The 19,646-nt window shown below is 64.2% G+C and carries 27 protein-coding genes; 10 read left to right on the top strand and 17 right to left on the bottom strand.

Translation table 11 applies throughout. From position 1 onward, the window contains the following. The first annotated feature begins 5 nt into the window (after window positions 1-5). Genes CUTER_RS05615 through CUTER_RS05595 form a run of 5 tightly spaced genes read left to right on the top strand, consistent with a single transcriptional unit; the run spans window position 6 to window position 2,969 of the window. Window positions 6-335 (top strand): PadR family transcriptional regulator, encoded by a 330-nt coding sequence (locus CUTER_RS05615; RefSeq protein ID WP_047259600.1) that lies wholly within the window; start codon window positions 6-8, stop codon window positions 333-335. Next, on the top strand, window positions 332-1,021 hold the full coding sequence (locus CUTER_RS05610; RefSeq protein WP_047259599.1) for a DUF5808 domain-containing protein: 690 nt from the start codon (window positions 332-334) through the stop codon (window positions 1,019-1,021). The genes CUTER_RS05615 and CUTER_RS05610 overlap by 4 nt, the downstream gene beginning before the upstream one ends. Before the next feature lie 3 nt (window positions 1,022-1,024). Further along, on the top strand, window positions 1,025-1,348 hold the full coding sequence (locus tag CUTER_RS05605) for a PLDc N-terminal domain-containing protein (protein ID WP_047259598.1): 324 nt from the start codon (window positions 1,025-1,027) through the stop codon (window positions 1,346-1,348). A gap of 5 nt (window positions 1,349-1,353) precedes the next feature. Then, window positions 1,354-2,190 (top strand): ABC transporter ATP-binding protein, encoded by an 837-nt coding sequence (locus CUTER_RS05600; RefSeq protein WP_047259597.1) that lies wholly within the window; start codon window positions 1,354-1,356, stop codon window positions 2,188-2,190. Beyond that, window positions 2,187-2,969 carry an ABC transporter permease gene (locus CUTER_RS05595; protein WP_047259596.1) on the top strand — a complete coding sequence of 261 codons (783 nt, stop codon included), beginning with the start codon at window positions 2,187-2,189 and terminating at the stop codon, window positions 2,967-2,969. The genes CUTER_RS05600 and CUTER_RS05595 overlap by 4 nt, the downstream gene beginning before the upstream one ends. Here CUTER_RS05595 and CUTER_RS05590 read toward each other — a convergent pair. The 11 genes from CUTER_RS05590 to nrdI all read right to left on the bottom strand — a co-directional run bounded on the left by CUTER_RS05590 (window position 2,966) and on the right by nrdI (window position 9,749). Then, window positions 2,966-3,883: a DUF4352 domain-containing protein gene (locus CUTER_RS05590; protein ID WP_047259595.1), complete on the bottom strand. Its 918-nt coding sequence runs from the start codon at window positions 3,881-3,883 to the stop codon at window positions 2,966-2,968. The two genes, CUTER_RS05595 and CUTER_RS05590, sit on opposite strands and share 4 nt — an antisense overlap. Before the next feature lie 118 nt (window positions 3,884-4,001). After that, entirely contained in the window at window positions 4,002-4,193 is a 192-nt protein-coding gene (locus CUTER_RS11600; protein WP_144412271.1) for a hypothetical protein, read from the bottom strand. Then, entirely contained in the window at window positions 4,190-4,378 is a 189-nt protein-coding gene (locus CUTER_RS05585) for a hypothetical protein (RefSeq protein WP_047259594.1), read from the bottom strand. Before CUTER_RS05585 ends, CUTER_RS11600 begins: the two co-directional genes overlap by 4 nt. Beyond that, the gene (locus CUTER_RS11960) at window positions 4,359-4,481 is read right to left on the bottom strand and encodes a hypothetical protein (RefSeq protein WP_269079424.1); all 123 of its coding nucleotides are present in this window, start codon (window positions 4,479-4,481) and stop codon (window positions 4,359-4,361) included. Before CUTER_RS11960 ends, CUTER_RS05585 begins: the two co-directional genes overlap by 20 nt. Before the next feature lie 99 nt (window positions 4,482-4,580). Beyond that, window positions 4,581-4,832, bottom strand: a complete 252-nt coding sequence (locus tag CUTER_RS12060) for a Fic family protein (RefSeq protein ID WP_082121283.1) — start codon at window positions 4,830-4,832, stop codon at window positions 4,581-4,583. Window positions 4,833-4,915: 83 nt separating this feature from the next. Continuing rightward, a complete protein-coding gene (locus tag CUTER_RS11055; RefSeq protein WP_052844049.1) occupies window positions 4,916-5,455 on the bottom strand; it encodes a Panacea domain-containing protein in 540 nt (179 codons plus the stop codon). A gap of 94 nt (window positions 5,456-5,549) precedes the next feature. Beyond that, a complete protein-coding gene (locus CUTER_RS05575) occupies window positions 5,550-6,140 on the bottom strand; it encodes an ATP-binding cassette domain-containing protein (RefSeq protein ID WP_047259593.1) in 591 nt (196 codons plus the stop codon). Window positions 6,141-7,285: 1,145 nt separating this feature from the next. Further along, window positions 7,286-7,438 (bottom strand): hypothetical protein, encoded by a 153-nt coding sequence (locus CUTER_RS11790; protein WP_162488648.1) that lies wholly within the window; start codon window positions 7,436-7,438, stop codon window positions 7,286-7,288. A gap of 252 nt (window positions 7,439-7,690) precedes the next feature. After that, window positions 7,691-8,269 carry an NADPH-dependent FMN reductase gene (locus CUTER_RS05570; RefSeq protein WP_047259592.1) on the bottom strand — a complete coding sequence of 193 codons (579 nt, stop codon included), beginning with the start codon at window positions 8,267-8,269 and terminating at the stop codon, window positions 7,691-7,693. A gap of 3 nt (window positions 8,270-8,272) precedes the next feature. Continuing rightward, entirely contained in the window at window positions 8,273-9,259 is a 987-nt protein-coding gene (gene nrdF / locus CUTER_RS05565; protein WP_236684773.1) for a class 1b ribonucleoside-diphosphate reductase subunit beta, read from the bottom strand. A 25-nt stretch (window positions 9,260-9,284) separates the two neighbouring features. After that, a complete protein-coding gene (gene nrdI / locus CUTER_RS05560; protein WP_047260632.1) occupies window positions 9,285-9,749 on the bottom strand; it encodes a class Ib ribonucleoside-diphosphate reductase assembly flavoprotein NrdI in 465 nt (154 codons plus the stop codon). 85 nt (window positions 9,750-9,834) lie between these two features. Between nrdI and CUTER_RS05555 the strand changes: the two genes are divergently transcribed. Beyond that, on the top strand, window positions 9,835-10,560 hold the full coding sequence (locus CUTER_RS05555; RefSeq protein WP_047259591.1) for a metal-dependent transcriptional regulator: 726 nt from the start codon (window positions 9,835-9,837) through the stop codon (window positions 10,558-10,560). A 46-nt stretch (window positions 10,561-10,606) separates the two neighbouring features. Here CUTER_RS05555 and CUTER_RS05550 read toward each other — a convergent pair whose 3' ends face one another. The 4 genes from CUTER_RS05550 to CUTER_RS05535 form a co-directional block, all read right to left on the bottom strand. Next, window positions 10,607-11,584 (bottom strand): bile acid:sodium symporter family protein, encoded by a 978-nt coding sequence (locus CUTER_RS05550; protein WP_047259590.1) that lies wholly within the window; start codon window positions 11,582-11,584, stop codon window positions 10,607-10,609. A 198-nt stretch (window positions 11,585-11,782) separates the two neighbouring features. After that, window positions 11,783-13,297 carry an amino acid permease gene (locus CUTER_RS05545; RefSeq protein WP_082121281.1) on the bottom strand — a complete coding sequence of 505 codons (1,515 nt, stop codon included), beginning with the start codon at window positions 13,295-13,297 and terminating at the stop codon, window positions 11,783-11,785. Window positions 13,298-13,376: 79 nt separating this feature from the next. After that, window positions 13,377-14,741, bottom strand: a complete 1,365-nt coding sequence (locus tag CUTER_RS05540) for a PFL family protein (protein WP_047259589.1) — start codon at window positions 14,739-14,741, stop codon at window positions 13,377-13,379. Then, window positions 14,741-15,004, bottom strand: coding sequence for an ACT domain-containing protein (locus tag CUTER_RS05535; protein ID WP_047259588.1), 264 nt, complete (start codon window positions 15,002-15,004; stop codon window positions 14,741-14,743). Before CUTER_RS05535 ends, CUTER_RS05540 begins: the two co-directional genes overlap by 1 nt. A 165-nt stretch (window positions 15,005-15,169) precedes the next feature. On the opposite strand from CUTER_RS05535, the gene CUTER_RS05530 reads away from it, so the two are divergent. The 3 genes from CUTER_RS05530 to CUTER_RS05520 all read left to right on the top strand — a co-directional run bounded on the left by CUTER_RS05530 (window position 15,170) and on the right by CUTER_RS05520 (window position 17,311). Continuing rightward, on the top strand, window positions 15,170-16,303 hold the full coding sequence (locus tag CUTER_RS05530) for an amidohydrolase family protein (protein WP_047259587.1): 1,134 nt from the start codon (window positions 15,170-15,172) through the stop codon (window positions 16,301-16,303). Window positions 16,304-16,373: 70 nt separating this feature from the next. Then, window positions 16,374-16,616, top strand: a complete 243-nt coding sequence (locus CUTER_RS05525) for a PLDc N-terminal domain-containing protein (protein WP_047259586.1) — start codon at window positions 16,374-16,376, stop codon at window positions 16,614-16,616. 14 nt (window positions 16,617-16,630) lie between these two features. Next, entirely contained in the window at window positions 16,631-17,311 is a 681-nt protein-coding gene (locus CUTER_RS05520; RefSeq protein WP_047259585.1) for a copper homeostasis protein CutC, read from the top strand. Here CUTER_RS05520 and CUTER_RS05515 read toward each other — a convergent pair. Together CUTER_RS05515 and CUTER_RS11050 are read right to left on the bottom strand one after the other, a co-directional pair. Then, entirely contained in the window at window positions 17,304-17,978 is a 675-nt protein-coding gene (locus tag CUTER_RS05515; protein ID WP_047259584.1) for a DsbA family protein, read from the bottom strand. The genes CUTER_RS05520 and CUTER_RS05515 overlap by 8 nt on opposite strands. Then, window positions 17,975-18,592, bottom strand: coding sequence for a TetR/AcrR family transcriptional regulator (locus CUTER_RS11050; RefSeq protein WP_052844047.1), 618 nt, complete (start codon window positions 18,590-18,592; stop codon window positions 17,975-17,977). The genes CUTER_RS05515 and CUTER_RS11050 overlap by 4 nt, the downstream gene beginning before the upstream one ends. A gap of 115 nt (window positions 18,593-18,707) precedes the next feature. Here CUTER_RS11050 and CUTER_RS05505 point away from each other — a divergent pair, with 115 nt between their 5' ends. Beyond that, window positions 18,708-19,643: an ABC transporter ATP-binding protein gene (locus CUTER_RS05505; RefSeq protein WP_047259583.1), complete on the top strand. Its 936-nt coding sequence runs from the start codon at window positions 18,708-18,710 to the stop codon at window positions 19,641-19,643. Window positions 19,644-19,646 lie beyond the last annotated feature (3 nt).

Here is a 19,646-nt window from a genome sequence, read left to right as displayed (position 1 = left end):
GATGGATGGCGGAGTCGCAACTGAGAAAGGGAGCCGTCGAGCTCATCACTCTCGGACTTTTGGCAGTCGAGCCCTCCTACGGCGGGCAGCTCGTGGAGCGCTTCCGCAACGAAGTGGGGCTGGAGGTGTCCTCGGGGACCCTGTACCCGCTGCTGGCGCGGCTTCGCAAGACGGGCCTGGTCGCCACATCCTGGCAGGAATCTCCCGTGGGGCCGCCGCGGAAAATCTACGAACTCGCAGCCAAAGGCCGGAACCGCCTACAGGACTTAAAGGCCGAGTGGGCAGTGCTCAACTCAGCGGTGGAGAAATCAACAAGAAAGGACCAAGAACGATGAAGTGGTGGGGCAAGGACGACGACGGGCAGTGGCGCGCGGTCGGCATACCTGTTTCCGGGATGTGGCTAGGGCGTACCGACGCCGCCCTCGACGGCTTCGAACCCGAAAATCCACGCTGGCTTGTACCCCGAAAATACGGGTTAGGGTGGGACATCAACATCGCCGCCGTCGCAGTGAAGCTCGGCCTCATCCGGGAAGATGACTCACTACCGGATCTCGCCGCCCATGTTCCGGCGTGGTTGACCCGAGGAGTGGATACTGCCAGCGTCGTCGCCAGCGCGTTGGTGGCGGCCAGTGCGCTTCGTCTCAGCGCCAAAGAGCAGGTACCCGTGCGCTGGTCACTATCCGGGGTGGCTCAAGGCTTCACTACTGGGCGGCGCGGAGCCCTGCCGCCGGTGCTGCTCGCGGCGATGGTCGCCGTCGTCCCGCGAGTCCTTGAGCGCGACGAACCTGAGTCCGCAATCGCCACCCACCTGGCCAACCAGGCGGATCTCCTCGGAGTGGAGGCGATGGCCCTGGCCTGGCTGACCGCCATGCACCGCGCCGCCGAAAAGCCCGAAATCCGCCAACCGTGGGTGGCCGGAGCCGTCGTGCTGTGGCCAATGGTCACTGCCGCGACACACCTGGCCTGCATCAAGACGGCACTGTCCGGCCTCGAATCCGCCCTGAACAATCCGAAGGAGTAACCCATGAACACCGTCGAAGAGCTAGCTGGCCTGCCCACGCCGGCGTTGGTGGGACTTGGCGTACTCATCGTCATCCAACTGATGGCGATGGTGTGGGCGCTTATCGTGCTGCTTCGGGATACTCGCTCCGTCATCGCGGGGCTGAGCCGGCCGATCTGGTTGTGCGCCATTGTCTTCGGCCAGCTCGTGGGGCCTGTCGCCTTTCTCGTCATGGCACACCGTGAGCGCCGGGAGCGAAACGCACAGCGGGAATACGAACGCCGAACCCGCAGCGCGGACACGTCCCGCGGCGTCGCTGCCGCCGTCGACAACCTTTACCAGGGATAACGGTCATGGAGCTGGCGATCGCTACCACAGACCTGTCCAAAACCTACGGGGCGCGGGAGGTACTACGCGCCGTAAACCTTAAGGTTCCCGTCGGATCCTGTTACGGATTCGTCGGGGCCAACGGCGCCGGGAAGAGCACCACGCTACGCATCCTCACCGGCCTGGCCGCCGCCAGCGGGGGCAGCGCTACGGTACTCGGCTGGCCGCGGGGCGCCTTTCCCACGGCGCCGATACCCGGGGTGTCCTATCTGCCCGACGTGCCCGATATCAGCCCATGGCTTCAGGCCAAGGATGCACTCATTACCCTGGCTCGGCTCGGTGGGGTAGTCCCGGACCTCGCCGCCGAGCGTGCCGGTGACCTGCTCCGGCTCGTCAACCTCGACCGCGCACCGGGGCGGGTCGGTTCCTTCTCCCGAGGCATGAAGCAACGCCTCGGGATCGCCGCGTCACTGGTCACCGCCCCCAGGTTGTTGCTCATGGACGAACCCACCAGTGCGCTTGATCCTATGGGGCGGGCCGATGTCCTCGCCCTGCTGCGCGAGCTTCACGGCCGGGTCACGGTGGTGTTTTCCTCCCACATCCTCGCCGACGTCGCCCGCGTCTCCACCCACGTCGGTATCCTCCATCGCGGCGAATTGCTGGCTCAAGGGCCTTTAGCGGAGGTGCTCGACGATGCCGAGGCCACACACTCCGAACTGACCGTGCAGGTGCGCGCCGATGTCGCCGAAGCCGCGGCCCAAGCGATTCGAGGACTCGACCCCACAGCGAGCATCACGGCGACCCGGCGCGGCCTCGACGCCGTATTCACCGAACTGACGACTACAGCAGGCGGCAAATCATGACCACATCGGCATTCGCTTTGATCTGGCGTTATCACCTCATTCGCTTGCTGCGCTCCGGCGGCACGTGGGCGATCGTCGCGGTGGTCATCGTCCTGGCCGGAACTCCAGGGGTATTGGCGCTGTACACGCCGCAGATCATCAGCGCACTCGGCGGGGCGGAAGTCCAGGCGCTCGTCGAATCCACGCTGCCCGATCCGTCGTGGCGCCAGGCCGCCGCCAGTTGGGTGAAGAACCTCACTCAGGTGCTGACCATGGTGCTCATCGCCACGAACGCCTTTAGCTGTCACGCGCTTCGTTCTCACGGCGATATTCCCTTTATGTTCCCCGGCAGCGTACGCCGCAGCCATTACCTGCTCAGCTCCGCGGCGACCAGTGCGTTTTTCGCGCTTGCGTTAGCCCTCGGAGCCGCGATGGTGGCCTGGGTAGGCACGGTCGTGGTGTTTCCATCGGCGCCGCTTGCCCCCTTCGTCCTGGCGAGCCTGGTGTGGGTGGTGCAGATCGGGGTGATTCACGCGATCCAATTCCTGGCCTCGGCCGGGCTGCGGGGGCTCGGTGCGCCATTGGCCGCCGGTTTTAGCATCTACCTCGTGATTTTGGTGTCCGCGATCTGGACCCAGCGAGGTCATGCCTCGCCGCTGGGCCTAACCTATGTCATCACCAGCTTTTCGCAAGGCGTCACCGACATCACTTGGCAGTGGCCAGTGGCTAGCAGCGTGGGCATGATCATTGTGGCGGTGGGTGCCGCCACATACCGGTATTGCCGGGTCGAGCTGGCTTAGCCTCCCATCAGATCCGCGCAGTACTGCGTCCACCCCGCGGTGCCGTCAGCGTAGAAGGTGGTGCCCGGTGGCACCACCGCCGGATCACCACAAGAGACGATCTCCGACCCGCCATTGGGATAAATGGGGTCGGAAGGTCCGTCGGGGGAGCCCCAGGGGTCCTCGACGTCCGTCGGTTCCGCGTCGGCGATGTCCTCGGGGTCGTGGTACTCGCCCGGAACCGACTCGGTGGTGGTCACCGTGGTCTTCACCGTCGTGGAGCGTTTCGTGACTGTCTTCGGGGTCTTGGTTGTCGTCGCCTTCGCGGTGGTTGTCGCGGTGGTTTTTGCTTTCGATAGGTCCACGAGAGTGTAGTCGCCGTAGGCCAGCTCCGGGTGGAAGAAGCCGAAGGCACGCATGGTCACCCCGCGGGGGATCTCAAAAGCCCAGGTCATGGTGGCGGACATGCCCGGGTTGAGCTCCGCGTTGCACTCGGGGGTGTCGATGAGCCGGGAGAGGTCCTCCACCGGCGCGTAGCGCTGGGCCTTGTCGTTGAACAGAGCAGCGTCGATGGCGTAGCCGCAGCTGAGATCCATCGGGGCGGGGCCGGTGTTTTCCACCGTCGTGGTCACGGAGAAGAACTCCGCGCCGTCTTGTGCGGTCGTGGTTTCATGCGGTGCCGAGCCGCGTCGAACGCCGTCCGCCCATAGCTGAAGCTCCGGGCTGCGGGTAACGGACGTCACGGTCAGCGTCACGCCCGGGGCTTCGACGGGGACGCCGAAGGGGTGGAGGTTGGACAGGTCGACGGCGCCGATGGCGCCGGGTGCAGCGGTCGTGTCGGGGGAGGTCGGAGGGGAGTCGTCGGGGGAGCAGCCGGAGAGCAGCAGCATCAGTGCCGCCGCGAGCACACCAGCGCTCCGCAGGACCTTCTTCATGGTGGTCTCCTCTATGGAGGCGAACGGGGGATTGATAGCCCTTACCCTATCGCCTGATAAGTTATTCCACTTCCCAATTTGTCCAACCTTATGGTTTCCGACCAGCCCCTTTAGCCGGCTAGCTCGTCGACAGCTCCGAGGACTCCGGGCTGGAAGTCACTACCAGGGATTCGCGGGCGCGCGACGACGCTACGTAGAGCAAGGCCCGTTCGCGCTGCAAGGCGTCGCGCTTCTCCGGCTCGCCCAGGCCGCGAGTAGTAAAGGACAGCGGCAGGGGTCGCCGTCGCGCACGGCGATGGTTTCTCGTCACTGATCGACCGTGAGCAGAGATTCGCCGACGACGGCCGAGGCGTCCAGCTGCTCGCCGAAGATGGTCCGGGTAAAGTCCAGCAACAGGTCCCCGTCCTCGTCCGGGCCCAAGGTGGCAGAGATCGCCACCGGCGCAGCGTCGACCTCAGCCGACGCAGCAACAACGTCACGGCGCGACGTCCTCATCGCGCAGCAGCAGCTGGTCGAGCATCTTGTAGTTGGTGAGCAGGATGTCCGGGGGAGTATCGCGCAGCGTGTCGCGGTCCTCGATGAGGCCGTCGGCGGTCATCGACGTCGATATGCCGGACTCGCCCGTGAGGCCGTCTGGGATCGCGAATTACTCGCTCAACCAGGTCCTTGGCATCCTTAGCCGCCGGAGGAACGACCCTTACTCCTTTTCGCGGAGAAATGAGACAGAGACCAACCACGCCGTCCTCTTATTACCGTCAAGGAAGAAATGGCCTCGGGAAATCTTGTAGAAAAGCGCGGCGGCCAACTCTACGGGCAGCCTTTCATCCTCTGCCGCCGAGAACGGAGGGAAGAGTGTCGAATATACAGCAGATTCCAGTCCGTTGGGGTTTACCAATGGGGCCCGGTAAAGTTCTCGGCAGCACCTTGCGGAGTGAGTCGAGTTCCACATCGTCTATTGACATCCAGGCACTTTTCCATCAGTAAGGCAGTTACCGAGGAAGGATCGTCCAGATCTACTGAACTGAGCATTCCTTAAACCGTCGCCAGAAGGTTCAGGATTTCCCTGTGTTCTTCATCAACCCTTACCATTGACTCGGCAAAGGATCTGCCATCAAGACGTTTGATAACCCGAGGTTTCTTAGGAGCTTCACACCCAAGCAGCACTCGTTTGGCGAAAGACCTGTAGATGTCAGTATTGCTAAGCGTCTGGTTTCCCCGATCTTTGGGCCCAAGGTCTCCGCGAGCCGCCCGCCACGCGTCATTATGACTATATTCTACTAGATCATCCACACTGAAATGTTTATAGAAATCCGCCACGCTGTCGATGACTTCCTTCTCGCGCGGACTTAACGACGCCGGCTCACCATTGCCTTCGCCATAAGTGGTCGAACGCCACACTGCCTTGGACACCGGACCATGCACCCAGGCTTCCAGGGGATCATCGAACAGGGGCCGGCCTTGCCACGCCAAGTGCCAACCCTGTGCTAGATAGCAGAGCTTCTGGAGTCGGACCTTACCTTGGACGCCATGAGTGGCGGTGATGTACGCAGCGACATCGAGCGCGGTGGCCATCGCCAACTCCTTCCCTGAAACCAAGGCGTGCTAGACAGTTGGGCCAAGGCTAAGTGCCGTTACGCGTAAAATCCATCTGGCAGTCGACCACCTTCTACGTTTGGGGGTGGCTTGCACCTCGCACATCAGGAGCTACGAGTTCGAGGCGTCGGCCGTTCCAGCGGTCGTGGCTGGCCATCAGTGCCGGGCCAGGCCAGTTCGTCACGGTGTGTGTGAGGAAGGAGAGCGCCGCGGCGTCGAGGTGGTTGGTCGGCTCGTCAAGGATCAGCGCCTCAGGCTTGAGGATCAGCAGTGTAGCTAGTCCTACGCGAGCGCGTTGTCCCGGCGACAGCGTTTCGTCAAATTGGGCGTCGAGTCCTTCAGCGCCAGCGATCAAGGCCGCAGAAAGCTCCTCGAAGCGCTCGGACAACGAGCGCAGCGGAGCCAAGGCCTCGTGGAGATAGCTCTGAACTGAGCCGCCAAAAGAGTTCGCATCCGGAAGCGAGATATCCATTCCGACGGAGATGGCTGAGCCGGAGTCGGGTTGCACGGTTCCGGCCACCACGCCGAGCAACGTCGGCTTGCCAGCACCGTTCGGACCAACGACCATCGCGCGTTCCGTGGCTGCCACCGTCTTGCTCACCCGGACAAGAACCAGCCGGGAGCCGAGAGAAAGGGCGACTGAGTTAAGAGCGATGACAGACACTGTCAGTCCTTCAGCCGGAAACGTCGAGGGACACAGTGTGAAGCAGCATCAACTCCGAGTCTAGGCACCGCCCCTCGCTGCTATCAGCGCCTCAAAGAGGTCCAGTGTGCTGCTGGCGGGCAATTAATCACGTGACGATCAGAAGTAGGGGAGTGGGAGGGCTCAAACGTGCACCAACCGGTGCGCTCTCCAAGCGTTCGCTGGGAAGGACGGAAGAAGAGGCTTCCACGCACCACTACTGCCGAAGCCGTCTCCGGAAACCAAGCCTGGCGAGACTCCAAGGAAATCGAAACTAAAAGCGATGCCTCGAACGTCGTGACTACACCAGAATAGGCCCCCTTTCGGTTACTCGAACGCAACTCGAACGCCTATCGAACACCGCTCGAACGAGATACGAACATGATACGAACAGCCCTGGTAGAAACCTTTGCAACAAATGGAAAGCGCACCAGAACTGTGGGAGTGGACATCAGTGGAGGTATCCGCCGGCACGTCTGACAGCCGGCGGATGTGTGCCCGCTTTACCCGACTCGGAGGTGGGAACGAGGGCGGCGACGCCACCCGCGACGCGTGGCGCGTGCACGACACGCGCGATGACGGCCCCGGGGAGCCGCCGGTTTCGACTCCCTGGGGACCGGAATGTGGGTTTAAACCGCGGAGAGCTTCTCGTAGGCGGCGAGACGAGCCCGCCTCTCAGTCGAGACCCGTAAACGTGCTCTCGAAGATGCAGGAGGCCTCGGGCTGCGGGTGGTTCCAGGACCGCTGTGCGGCGTCGTTCAGCAGCATTGTGCGCCGGAGTGGCCGGCGCCTACGGTTTTCCCGTGACCTCTTCCCAGATGGGTGCGTAGGCTGCGGTCAGGCAGTTGAGCGGCTGATAGCGGCGGCCCAGAAGGTTGCCACTATCCGGGTTGAACGCAAGGCACTCGATGTTAGATCTGAATATGCGCCCGCTACTGGTCGCGCGGATGGAGAAATCAGACAAAAACTAAGAGGCTGTGGCGCCAGCCAGAGTTAGTTGCTGCGGGCTCCCAGCCGTGAAGGAATTCACGGTATGCATGTGCGCGGCACCGGAAGAAATGAGCGCTGGATTAAGGGGGGCAACCGGTAGCGGCTGCCGTTTTTCGATAAGGGATGCGGTACCGCGATTACACGGCCAGCAATTCCCCAGAAATCCAGACGTCATAGTCGGCGTCGTCATGCGGCTTCGCCACCCGATTCGTGGCATAGCCCGTCGCCGTATTGAGGCCAGTCAGCAAAGATTCCAGGTCTAGCTCCGGCCAATCCTGGTTGTGCTTCATAGTGAGGTTCGGTTGCTTCGTGGGGTGGCCACCTGGAGGTGCGGGCCTTGCTGAATTATGCCTTGCCCCGAAATGTCGAAATACCAAGGCACTTGTCCACCTTTTGCCCCCAGCTGCGAGAGAACTCGAGCCCCTGTTCCCGAAATCGCGATGCGCCGCACCCTCCGGGAAAACCGGGGACAGCAGACGTATTTCCGCCTAGATTGTCCCCTCTACAAGGGGTGTCCGGGCGTACCTGCCCGGGGTCTTCGCTTATCCGTTGTGCTCAACCAGCCGGCAGAAGCGGTGGACATAGTCCTCAACGAACTTCTCGGTCGAGTCCTGCGTAAAGGTGCCGTCGTCGCCAATGAGCGTCGGCGAGTTACCCAGGAACACCTCCGGCTGGCCGGGCAGCGGCATGTCGAAGTAGCTCAACGCCAGGCGCAGGTTCTTCTGCGCGCTGTAGCCACCCATGCGCCCGACGGAGTGGCTGATGATGCCCGCCGGCTTGTTCTTCCACGCCACGGCAGAATTCGGCTTAGAGCCGATGTCGATGGCGTTCTTCAGTGCGGCCGGGATGGTGCGGTTGTTCTCCGGGGTGACGAAGAGGATGCCGTCGGCGCGGGCGATGCGTTCGCGGAAGGCGGTGTAGGACTCCGGCAGGGCGACGTCGTCAACGGCGGGGTCGTCGTAGTCGAAGTTGTACAGCGGAAGGTGCCCGATGTCGATGATGTCGGCGTGAAAACCCTCCGGCATCATCGCAATGGCGTTGCGGGCGATGATCCTCGCGTAGGAGCCTGTGCGCAGGCTTCCCACGAGGACAGCGATGGTCTTAGTAACGGTGGTGGACATGGTTTAGAAACTCCAATCGGTGTCGGATGTGTTTTCGGAACGGCCCATGATGTAGGAGGAGCCGGAACCGGAGAAGAAATCGTGGTTTTCGTCCGCCGACGGCGCCAACGCGGACAACACGGCCGGGTCCACGCGCGTTTCTTCCGGGGAGAAGATGGCCGAGTAGCCAAGATTCATCAGCGCCTTGTTGGCGTTGTAGCAGACGAACATGGCTACCGCCTCCGTCAGGCCGAGCGGCTCATACAGGGCCCCGGAGTAGGTCATCTCCAAGTCGTAGAGCTGCCGGATCAGGTCGTCGACGAACTCAGCCAGCTCCTCTCGGCGCTGTGGTTGGCGATCCAGACCACGCTGGAACTTATACCCGGAGTAGTAGCCGTGCACGGCCTTGTCTCGCAGGATGAGCCGCACGAGGTCGGCCGTGTTGGTCAACGTGCCCCGGGAGGCGAACAGCAGTGGCAGGTAGAACCCGGCGTAGAGCAACAGCGAGGACAGCAGCGTCGACGCCGCCTTGCGCTTGAGTTTGTCGTCGCCGACGTAGTGGCGGGCCACGGCATGCACGCGAGCCTGGAGGTCATCGTTGGCCACCGCCCACGCGTAGGCCTCGTCGATCTCCCGGGTGGAGGTCAGCGTCGAGAAGACAGATGAGTAGGAACGGGCGTGCACTGACTGCATGAAGGCGATGTTGGTGTAGATGGCCTGCTCGTGCTCGGTGAGGGCATCCGGGATCTGGGAGACTTCCCCGAGGGTGGCCTGGAGGGTATCCAGCAGGGTCAGTCCGGTGAACACGCGGATCGTTTGGCGGCGTTCAGCCTCAGTCAGTCCGGCCCAGTCGGGCAGGTCGTTGGACAAAGGAACCTTCTCCGGCAGCCAGAAGTTGGCGGTGAGGCGGTTCCAGATCTCGAGATCCTTCGGGTCCTCCACCCGGTTCCAATTGATGGGGCGAACCCGGGCGTCGGGCTGGGTAGCCAGCTGCGGTGGGGTGATCGGCAACGTTCTACAGGTCCCTTCTGTTTCTTTAGGCGACGGTGGTCCAGAACTTCGCAAGTCCCTCGCTGACGACCGAGGTGTCATGGGGAGTGCCGAGGAGTTCAAAGCAGTAGAGCAGCGGAACGCGGGTCTTCTCGGTTATCTGACGGCCGGCGAGGCAGTAATCCTCGCCGAAATTGGTGTTGCCGCTGGCGATCACCCCGCGCAGGAAGCTGCGATTTGTGGGGTCATTGAGGAAGTCTTTGACCTGCTGGGGGATCGCGTGAGCGGGGTTCCCGCCGCCGTAGGTGGGAACGACGAGCACGTATGGGCGGTGCACGCGCGGCATCCCCTCAAGGTGAGGACGAAGGGGGATGCGCACAGGCGTGCCGGCGCCGGGGTAACGAAGGCCCTGGACAAAGCGGTGGGTGTTGTTGCTCACGGAGGAGAAATAGACCAGATCGACTTCCTCGCCCGCGGGCAGCGGGTGGAAGCGGATCACGCGTTTCGACATGCCGAACACGATAACTACGTTACGCCGTAGTTTCCAATTGTGGGTGCACCCGCCCGATACAGACAGCTTGGTTAGGATCACAGTCATGGCACCAGACCTCGACAGCCTGCCGGTGAGCACCCAGAACTACCTCAAAGCCGTATGGGTGCTGCGCGAATGGGACGACGCCCCCGTCACCAAAACCGCGCTCGCCGCCCGCGTGGGCGTCACACTCTCCTCCGCCTCCGACGCGGTGCGCAAGCTCAGCCAGCAAGGACTGCTCGACAACACCCACTACGGCGCCGTCGAACTCACCGACCACGGCCGCGACCTTGCCGTCGCCATGGTGCGACGCCACCGGCTCATCGAGACCTACCTCGTCGCCGAGCTCGGCTACACCTGGGACGAAGTCCACGCCGAGGCCGAAAAGCTCGAACACGCGGCGTCGAACGCCCTCGTCGACGCCATGGCCCGCAAGCTCAACTACCCGATGCGCGACCCCCACGGCGACCCCATCCCCACCCGCGACGGACGCATCGAAACCCTCGACGCCATAGCGGTAAGCGCCTTACCCCGAGAAACCCTCGACGCCGGCTGCGAAGCGCGCGTTGAGAGGATCTCCGACGCGGATCCCGAGCTGCTGCGTTACCTGGCACAGCACGGCGTCATCACCGGCGCCCGGATCCGGCTCGCCCGAGGCCCGGCGTTCACAGACACGGTGTCGGCCAAGGCCTACACCGTGGCACACGCCGATACCGGAAATAACGCCCTCACTCTCGGGCCCAGTGCCGCCGCCGCGATCTGGGTCTCGCTCATGTCTACGCCGGCTTGATGAGCCCCTTGACCAGGCGATAGATGATAACCGCGGCTGACCGCGCCTAGTCCTTCTTCAGCGGCACGGCACGCATGACGGCGGCGAAGATGGCGCCGGTGATGTTGTGCAGCACCGCGGCCACCGCACCGGGCAGCGCCGCCTCCGGGGTGAAAAACTTAGCCCCCATCGCGGACGCCAGGCCGGCAGATTGCGTAGAGACTTCCGCCGAGACGGTGCGGCACCCTGCCTCGGGGAACCGGCAGGCCTTGGCGCCGGCATAGCCGATGACGTACCCGAGGAGATTGTGGACCAGCACCGCGGTGACCACCACCACGCCGGACGCGACGATGAGTTCGCCGTTCTTCGCGACGGTGGGAAAGACCACCCCACCGATGCCGAGAATGGACACCGCCGGCAAGATGGGCGAGATCGCACTGACCTGCCGGTCAAAGAAGTAGCGCAGCATGAGCCCGCCGATGACGGGGATGAGCACGGTCTGCGCCAGTGTCCATGCCATACCCACGCCGTCGACCTCGGTTTCGGTGCGGGCGAGCACGAGCATCCACACGGGCGTCATGACGGGGGAGAGCAGGGTGGACACGCTCGTCATGGTGACAGACAGGGCGACGTCGCCGCGGCAGAGGTAGGAGATGACGTTGGAACTGGTGCCGCCGGGAACGGATCCGAGCAGGTAGAGCCCCACCGCGATGGCCGGGTTGAGGTCCATCACCTTAGCTACGAGCAGGGCAGCCAGCGGCATGATGAGGTATTGGAAGACCACCCCCAGGCCCACCATGAGGGGACGACGCAGGACGTCGGCAAAGTCCGGCAGGGTCAGGGTCAGCCCCATGGAAAACATGATGACCATGAGGAAGTAGGTGATGAAACCTCCCAGCGGCAGGAAGGGTTCCGGGGCCAGGTAGGCAAGTATCGATCCGGCGAGGATGAACAGCGGGAACACCGTGACAGTGAGGACGGCGGCGCGGCTTTCATCCGGCGAGGTTGAGGTGCCGGCGGTGGTCGTGTCGGTGGTGACAGCCATAGAAACCTCCTGGTCGTTTCATCGATTGAGATGATCGTACCAGGAGGCGGGATACTTGCTTGGTTTTTTGAGACGCAGTGCCCCCGGCAAGGGACGCACGGACGGGGGCCAGACAGGTTTTCGCCCTTCGCTGTCACCGAGCTCGAGCACTGACGCACGATGCGTCTCCCGGTGACAGCGAAGGGCGAAAAGGCGAGGTCAGCTCTCGTAGGCGGCGTCGTCGCGCGAAATGTCCGCCGTGGCCGGGGTGTGCCCCGGAATCTTGGTGACGAGGCGGTGACCCACCCACAGCGCAACAAACACCGGAATGCCCAGGTAAGGGGTGAGAATCGCCCACAGATTACCGCCACTGACGATGGGGGCGTAAGCCTGGCCCAGCACCACCGCGAAGCACATGACCAGTGCCAAGATAGAACCCCACGGGCCGAAAGGCGCACGGTAGGGAAGCGACTCCAAGGCCACGCCCTGCGCGTCGAGCGCGCGACGGAAGCGCAGGTGGCACAAGGAGATACCCATCCAGGTAAGGAAGCCCGCCAGCGCGCTCAAAGTGAGCAGGAAGGTGTACGCCGCGCCGTCGCCAACGAGGGAGGTGATGAAACCGACCGCGCCGATTGCCGTCGTGGCCACGAGCGCACGCATCGGCACCCGCTTGCTGTTGAGCTTGGTGAAATACAGCGGGGCCAGGCCGTTTCGCGCCATGGAGTAGAGCATCCGCGCCGAGGCGTACAGCCCGGAGTTGCCGGCGGAGAGCACCGAGGTGAGGATCACCGCGTTCATGACCGAGGCAGCCACGGCGATGCCGGCACGCTCGAACACGAGCGTGAACGGGGAGACGGAGATGTTGTCCTCAGCGGAGTTGAGCAGGTTCGGATCGGTGTACGGGATGAGGAAACCGATGACCGCGATGGCGCCGATGTAGAACAGCAGGATGCGCCAGAAGATGGTGCGGATCGCCTTAGGCAGGGTGCGGCCGGGATCCTGGGCCTCGCCGGCGGCCACGCCCACCAGCTCCGTGCCCTGGAAGGAGTAGCCGGCCGCGATAAAGACGGCCAGGACGCCGATGGAGCCGTCGACGAAGGGCGCCTCGCCGGCGATCCAATTCTCAAATCCGGGGGAGGTGCCGCCGAGGATGCCGGCGATCATCGCCACACCCAGCACCACGAATACGAGCACGGTCACCACCTTGATGGAAGCGAACCAGAACTCGCCCTCGCCGTACGCGCGTGCGGAGAGCGCGTTGAGTCCGAAGATAACGGCAAGGAAGAGCGCCGACCACACGATCGACGGTACGTCCGGGAACCAGAACTTCATCACGAGTGCAGCGGCGACGAGCTCCGCGGCCAACGTGATCGCCCAGTTAAACCAGTAGTTCCAGCCGATGGCGAAACCGAAGGACGGGGAGACGAACCGAGTGCCGTACTCCTGGAAGGAGCCGGCCAGCGGAAGGTAGGCGGCCAATTCGCCGAGGGACTGCATCACCAGCCACACCATGAGACCGATCAGGGAGTAGGCCAGCAGTGCGCCGCCGGGCCCGGCCTGGGAAATCGTCGCGCCGGAGGCGACGAACAGGCCGGTGCCGATGGACCCGCCGACGGCAATCATCGTCAGGTGGCGGGTGCTTAAGGAGCGCTTAAGTTGACGGCTTTCGGCTGTAGAAGAAGCATCGCCGGCGGAGACTCGTTGGTCGGGCGCGGCGCTAGTCGGGTGGGACATGGCACCCCTTTGTCTAGGAAGAAGATGAAAATTGAGTACCTAATTCCTATCATCCGGCAGGGGTGCGCCCGAATTGAGGCTAGTTGCGGAAGCCGTGAACGGGTGCCGGGATGAACCCGCCGCGGTCGATGAACTTCGCGTTGCCCACCTCGTTAACCGGGATGACCGGGGCATAGCCCAGCAACCCGCCGAAGTTGACCTCGTCGCCGGCCTTCGTCCCCGGGGCGGGGATCACGCGCACGGCGGTGGTCTTATGATTCATCATGCCGATCGCGGCCTCGTCGGCGATGATCCCGGCAATGATCTCCGCCGGGGTGTCGCCCGGGATGGCGATCATGTCCAGCCCCACCGAACAGATAGAGGTCATGGCCTCCAGCTTGTCGATGGAGATGCTCCCGGCGCGCACCGCGTCGATCATTCCCTTGTCCTCAGAAACAGGGATGAAGGAGCCGGACAGGCCGCCGACGCGCGTCGACGCCATCATGCCGCCCTTCTTTACCGCGTCGTTGAGCAGCGCCAACGCTGCCGTCGTGCCGTGAGTGCCCACCTGGTCCAGGCCCATGTGCTCAAGGATGCCTGCCACCGAATCGCCGATCTCGGCGGTCGGCGCGAGCGACAAGTCCACGATGCCGAAGGGCACACCGAGGCGCTCGGCGGCCATGGTGCCCACCAGCTGCCCGCAGCGGGTGATCTTGAACGCGGCCTTCTTGACCTCCTCGGCCACCTGGTCGAGGCTGGCGCCCTCCAGTGAGCCGAGCGCCCGGTCCACCACGCCCGGCCCGGACACGCCCACGGAGATGACGCAGTCCGGCTCAGACACGCCATGGAACGCGCCAGCCATGAAGGGGTTATCACCCACGGCGTTGCAGAACACGACAAACTTCGCGCACGCGATGGCGGAATCATCCTTCGTGGCCTCGGCCGCCTGCTTGACGATGCGGCCCATCTGGCCCACCGCATTCATGTTGATGCCCGCGCGCGACGACGCGACGTTGACCGATCCGCACACAATATCGGTGGTGGCCAGCGCCTCAGGGATGGAGCGGATGAGGGCCTTCTCGGACGTGGTTGCCCCCTTGTCGACGAGGGCCGAGTAACCGCCGATGAAGTTCACGCCCACCTCGCGAGCGGCGGCGTCGAGCGCCTTCGCGACCTCGACCGGCGACCCTTCGCAGCCGGCGGTGATGAGCGAGATGGGGGTTACCGAGATGCGTTTATTGACGATGGGGATGCCCAGCTCCGCCTCGATGCCTTCTGCGACCTCCACGAGGCGGGCCGCCTGGGAGGTGACACGGTCGTAGACCGCCTCCGCGGTAGCGGACATCGTCGAGCGGGCACACTGGAGCAGGGAGATGCCCATGGTCACGGTGCGGATGTCCAGCCGGTACTTTTCGATCATCTCGATGGTGTCGAGAATGACCCGGGTGCGAATGCTGACAGACATTAGATCTCGCTTACGGCTTCGAAGAGGGCCTCGGACTGCACGCGGATAACCAAGGCCTCGCGCTCGGCGACCTCGTCGAGGCTCGCCTGGAGGTCCTGCACTGTGGTGTCAGCGAGCTCCACGCGCAGGATCATCGTGAACCACTTTCCCATGATGGTCTGGGAGACGTCGACGATGTTGGCGTTGTTGGCGGCGAGGTCGGTGGTGACCGACGCGATGATGCCGGTGTGGTCCTCACCGGTAACCGTGATGATGGCGAACATGGTGGCAGTCTAACCCTCCACCCGGCCAGGCTAGGAGTCCTGGTGGCCAGGACGGCGGTTCGACCTCGACCCTACGTCGTTACATTCGCGGGAATGAATCCCGAGATGCATACTTTAGTTTGATTTGTTAGGTTGGCCTTCTAAGGCTTTGGGAGGTCTGGCCATATGACGTTTACTCGACGTTCGTTCCTAGCGATGTCCGCCGTCGCCGCGCCCCTCGCAGCCGCCGGATGCTCCAACACCAATAAGGAAGGTGATTCGATGCAGACTCTGGCCAACGCCACCAGCTCGTCGAGCGCGGTCCCGACAGCCGACGACGTCGATCCCACCCCCATCGTCGATACCCACGCCCACGTCTATCCCGGCGCCTACCTCGACCGGCTCATCGAGCTGGGCGCCGACGCCGCCGCCGTGGAGATCGCGCGCATGCCCAACTCGGACAACACCGCGAAGGACCTGGGGGAGCGCCTGCGCATGATGGACGAGGCCGGCGTGGACATCCAGGTCCTCTCCGCCACTCCGCAGTCCCCGTTGCTGCCCACCCCGGAGGCCGGCGCGGAGGCTTCCCGCATGGTCAATGACCTCTACCGGGAGATCGTCGACGCCCACCCTGGTCGCTTCGCCTGCTACGGCGCCATTCCTTTTAACCACCCGGACAAGGCCATCGAGGAAATTGGCTATTGCCTCGACGAGCTAGGGTTTGTGGGCATCGCCATCAACGCCATGCTCAACGACCCGCAGGCCGTCATCACCCAGGACGTCTACCGGCCCATCTTCGAGGAGCTCAACCGCCGCAAGGCCGTCCTTTACATCCACCCCACCGGCCACGCCGCGCACTGCCCGCCGATGCAAAACACCGAGCTGACCTGGGTCAACGGCGCGCCGGTGGAGGACGGTATCGTCACCCTGCAGCTGCTCAAGGCCAACTACCCGAACATCTTCCCGGACATCCGCTTCCACATCGCCCATCTCGGCGGTGACGTGCCCTTCTTGGCGCGACGCATCCAGGACAACTATGAGGACTGGGGTTCCTTCGAGTCTGATCCCTCGAAGACGCTGCGGCAGATGTGGTTCGACGCCGCCAACTTCTCTACCGGCTCGCTGCGGCTGGCCTCCGAGGTGTATGACACGGACAAGCTGCTCACCGGCTCGGACTTCCCGTACTTCCAGGAGGAGAAGTACACCCGCGCCGTCAGCTACATCCGGGAGACCGGGCTGAGCCCCGAGATCACCGCCGCCATTCTCTCTGCCAACGCGGTCGCGCTCTACGACGGTCGCCTGACGCAGAGCGAGGCCTAGGCACCCGAGGACGTAGCGGCGCGCTGGTCTCAGCAGGCGATGATCGGGGTAGACCGATAGGCTATAAGTCATGAAACCCACACAGGTGCGCAGTGAGTTCAACGATCTTCCCACCGCCGCCCGCGCCGTCATCGTCGGCGCCGGGGCCGCCGAGTTGGCCTTCAAGGCCCTCGCGATCAAGGACCTCGCCCGCCGGCCAGTCGCCCGTGTGCGCGGCCCCAAGTGGGCGTGGATGGCGGCCCAGCTCGTCAACGGGTTCGGCCCCGCCGCCTACTTCCTGCTCGGACGCTCCAGCTCTCGCCCGCGTCGCTGACCTCACGCCACGCCATGCCCCTGCTCGAAGTCATTGCCCTGTCCGCCGCCGACGCCCGCGCCGCCCGCGACGGCGGAGCCGACCGCGTCGAAGTGGTCGGCACCATGGACTCAGACGGCCTGTCGCCCTCCCCGCACATGGTGGCCGCCGCTGTTGCCACTGGCATTCCGGTGCGTGCCATGCTGCGCTTGCGCGCCGGCTTCGCCACCGACGCCGCCGAGATCACCCGCCTCAAGTCCCTCCAGCGCGCTTACCTCGACGCCGGCGCACAGGGCGTCGTCCTAGGCTTCCTCGACGCCTCCGGGCGCCTCGATATTCCCGTCCTCTCCGACGTACTGGCCGGCGCCGGCGCGTACACGTTGCACCGCGCTATCGACCACGCCGTCGATTACCGCCAGGCCTTCGAGCAGCTCACCGATCTGCCGAGCGGGTTGACCCACGTCCTCACCGCCGGATCCCCGGCCGGAGTCACCCAGGGAATGGACGCCCTGCGTTCGGTCTTAGGCTCCGTACCCGGGGCGGCTGAGCTCATGATGGTCGGCGGCGGGCTACGCCCCGAGCACCTCGCACCACTGACCGCGGCGGGGGTGCAGGCCTTTCACCTCGGCTCGCCAGCCCGCGACAACGCTAGCTTTACCCAGCCGGTGAACCCGGCGCTCGTCGCCCGTTGGCGCGAGCTGCTCGACGCTAGCTGATCCGCCCGTCGAGGTACGCGTCGAGGATCTCGGTGAGCTGCTCGCCCGTAGCCGTCGGGGAGCCGAAGACGCGAGGACCCCGCTCAGTGGCCATGATGAGGGTGGGGAAGCGTGTCACGCCCAACCGGCTGAGCTCGACGAACTCCTGCTGCGCGCCCCGGGTCGTGTCCGAGGAAGCGAAGTCCGCGGCGACGGCGTCGGCATCCAGGCCTAGGTCCTTGGCAATGGCGCGGTAGACCTGCTCGTTGCTTAAGTCCTTGCCGTCGAGGTACCACGCCTTGTGGATGGCCTCGGCAGCCTGCACGAGGGCCACGGACGTTGACCCCTCCGCCCGCGCCTCGATCTGCCGGCGCAGCGCAATGAGCCCCTTAGCCGGGTAGGTGGAATCCATGACGGTGGAGCCCTCCGCGATCATGGCCTCGTAGCCCTCGCCAAAGACGGCGCCCGTCGCCTTGGCGATCGCGACATTGGATTCGGCCGCGTGAGTGAAGTCCCGCACCGGCATCACGCGGGAACCGGTGAACAGCCCGCCGGAGCGAACATCGACGTCGATGCGCTCGGCGTTGGCGGTGGTAAAGGACATCAGAGCGGGGCCGAAGCCATAGCACCAGCCACAGAGAGCGTCGAAGGCGTAAAGGAACTGAATCTTATCCCCGGTGGGGCTCATGGGTGTCTCCTTGAAGGTGTCGCACGGGTGGGCGGGTTATCGCCTCCCAGGCTACGACGCCCGGCCACAAAGGTGAGCGCCGGGACGGAAAACACCTCGGTAATGGTGCGCAGGTAGGCGTCGAAGTCCTCGCCGAGAGGCGCACCCGCCCACCGGCCCATGACACCAAGTACCCCCGAGGCCATGAACTGCACCACCGCCTCAATCTCCGGGCGGGCCATATCGAGGTCGAAGCGGTGCACCCACGCACGTTGCAGCGCCTGCTCGCACTCCTCGATGAGCAGCGCGGAACCGGCAGTGCCGGCGATGAGGCACAACCGGGAAATCGCTTGGCGCGTAGCGTCGTCGAGCTCCATGGATGTGGCCTGTCCGCTCACCAACTGGCCCACCGTGTCCATGATCTGCCTGGGAACTGACTCCGCCAGCGCGACGGCCGCCAGATCATCGATCGAATCGAAGTAGTAGTAAAAGGTGGCCCGGTTGCAGCCCACCTCCCTGACGATGGACGTGGCGCTGATCCTGGCATAGGGGCCGGCGGCTAGCTGGTTCCAGAAGGCCTTCACCATCCGCGCCTGCGCGCCGGGCGTGCCGGCGTTCTTCCGCGGTCTACCCATCTCTCAGTCCTGCCATACCCGACACAATGGCCACAATTGCTGGTTTTTTCTGCTCTTTACCTCTGCCACACTCGTCAATATACGACACATGTTGGGTTTCACCGTGGGAGGGACAATGACCAACGACGAACACACGGACGCAATCACGATGACAAAGGTGACCAAGGTACTGGGAGGAAAGCCCCGCACCGACGATGTCACCTTCACCTGCCCACCAGGTCAGGTCTACGGGCTCCTCGGCCCCAATGGGGCCGGCAAATCCACCCTCATGAAGCTCATCATGGGGCTCTACCGGCCGACGACGGGCACGGTGCGCGTCTTCGGCCTCAACCCGGTCGCCGACGCGCAACGGGTGCGACGGCTCATCGGCGTGGTGCCCCAGGACACCGCGCTCTACCCGGAGCTCAATGCCATCGAGAACCTGCGCTTTCACGCTGCGCTGTACATGAAAGGCCGGGCCGACGCCCGGATCCGGGACGTGCTCGACCTCGTCGAGCTCAGCGACCGTGCCACAGAGCCTGTCAAGAACTACTCCGGGGGAATGAAACGCCGCCTCGCCATCGGCCGGGCGCTGCTGCCCAACCCCGACCTGCTCCTCCTCGACGAACCCACCCTCGGGGTGGACGTCCAGGCCACGCACCGGATCTGGGACTACATAGCCCGCTTTAAACAGGAGGGGCGCACCGTCATCGTGGCCACCAACATCATGGCCGAGGCGGATGCCCTCTGCGACAAGATCCTCCTGCTCGATCGCGGTGCATTAGTCCGTTTCGACACGCCAGCCAACCTCAAGGCCGAGCTCGGATCCAGCACTATTCGCATCACCCCGGCCCCCGGCGCCGTGCTCGACGAGGTCGCAGTGCGACGCGCGCTCGGCGACGTCGAGCTTGTCCACGGCCAGCTCCGCGTCGCCGCCGCGGGCGGTGACGCCGACCTCACCGCGGTGCTGACGCGCCTGGCCGGCGTCGTCGACATCGCCGGGGTAGAGGTACATCACCCCACCCTGGCGGACGTGTTCTTGACCCTGACAGGGCGAACCCTCCGCGACTAGTAC

Source organism: Corynebacterium uterequi (assembly GCF_001021065.1).
GTDB lineage: Bacteria > Actinomycetota > Actinomycetes > Mycobacteriales > Mycobacteriaceae > Corynebacterium > Corynebacterium uterequi.
Note: the sequence above shows the minus strand (reverse complement) of the source record. Positions and strands in the feature narration are given on the sequence as shown.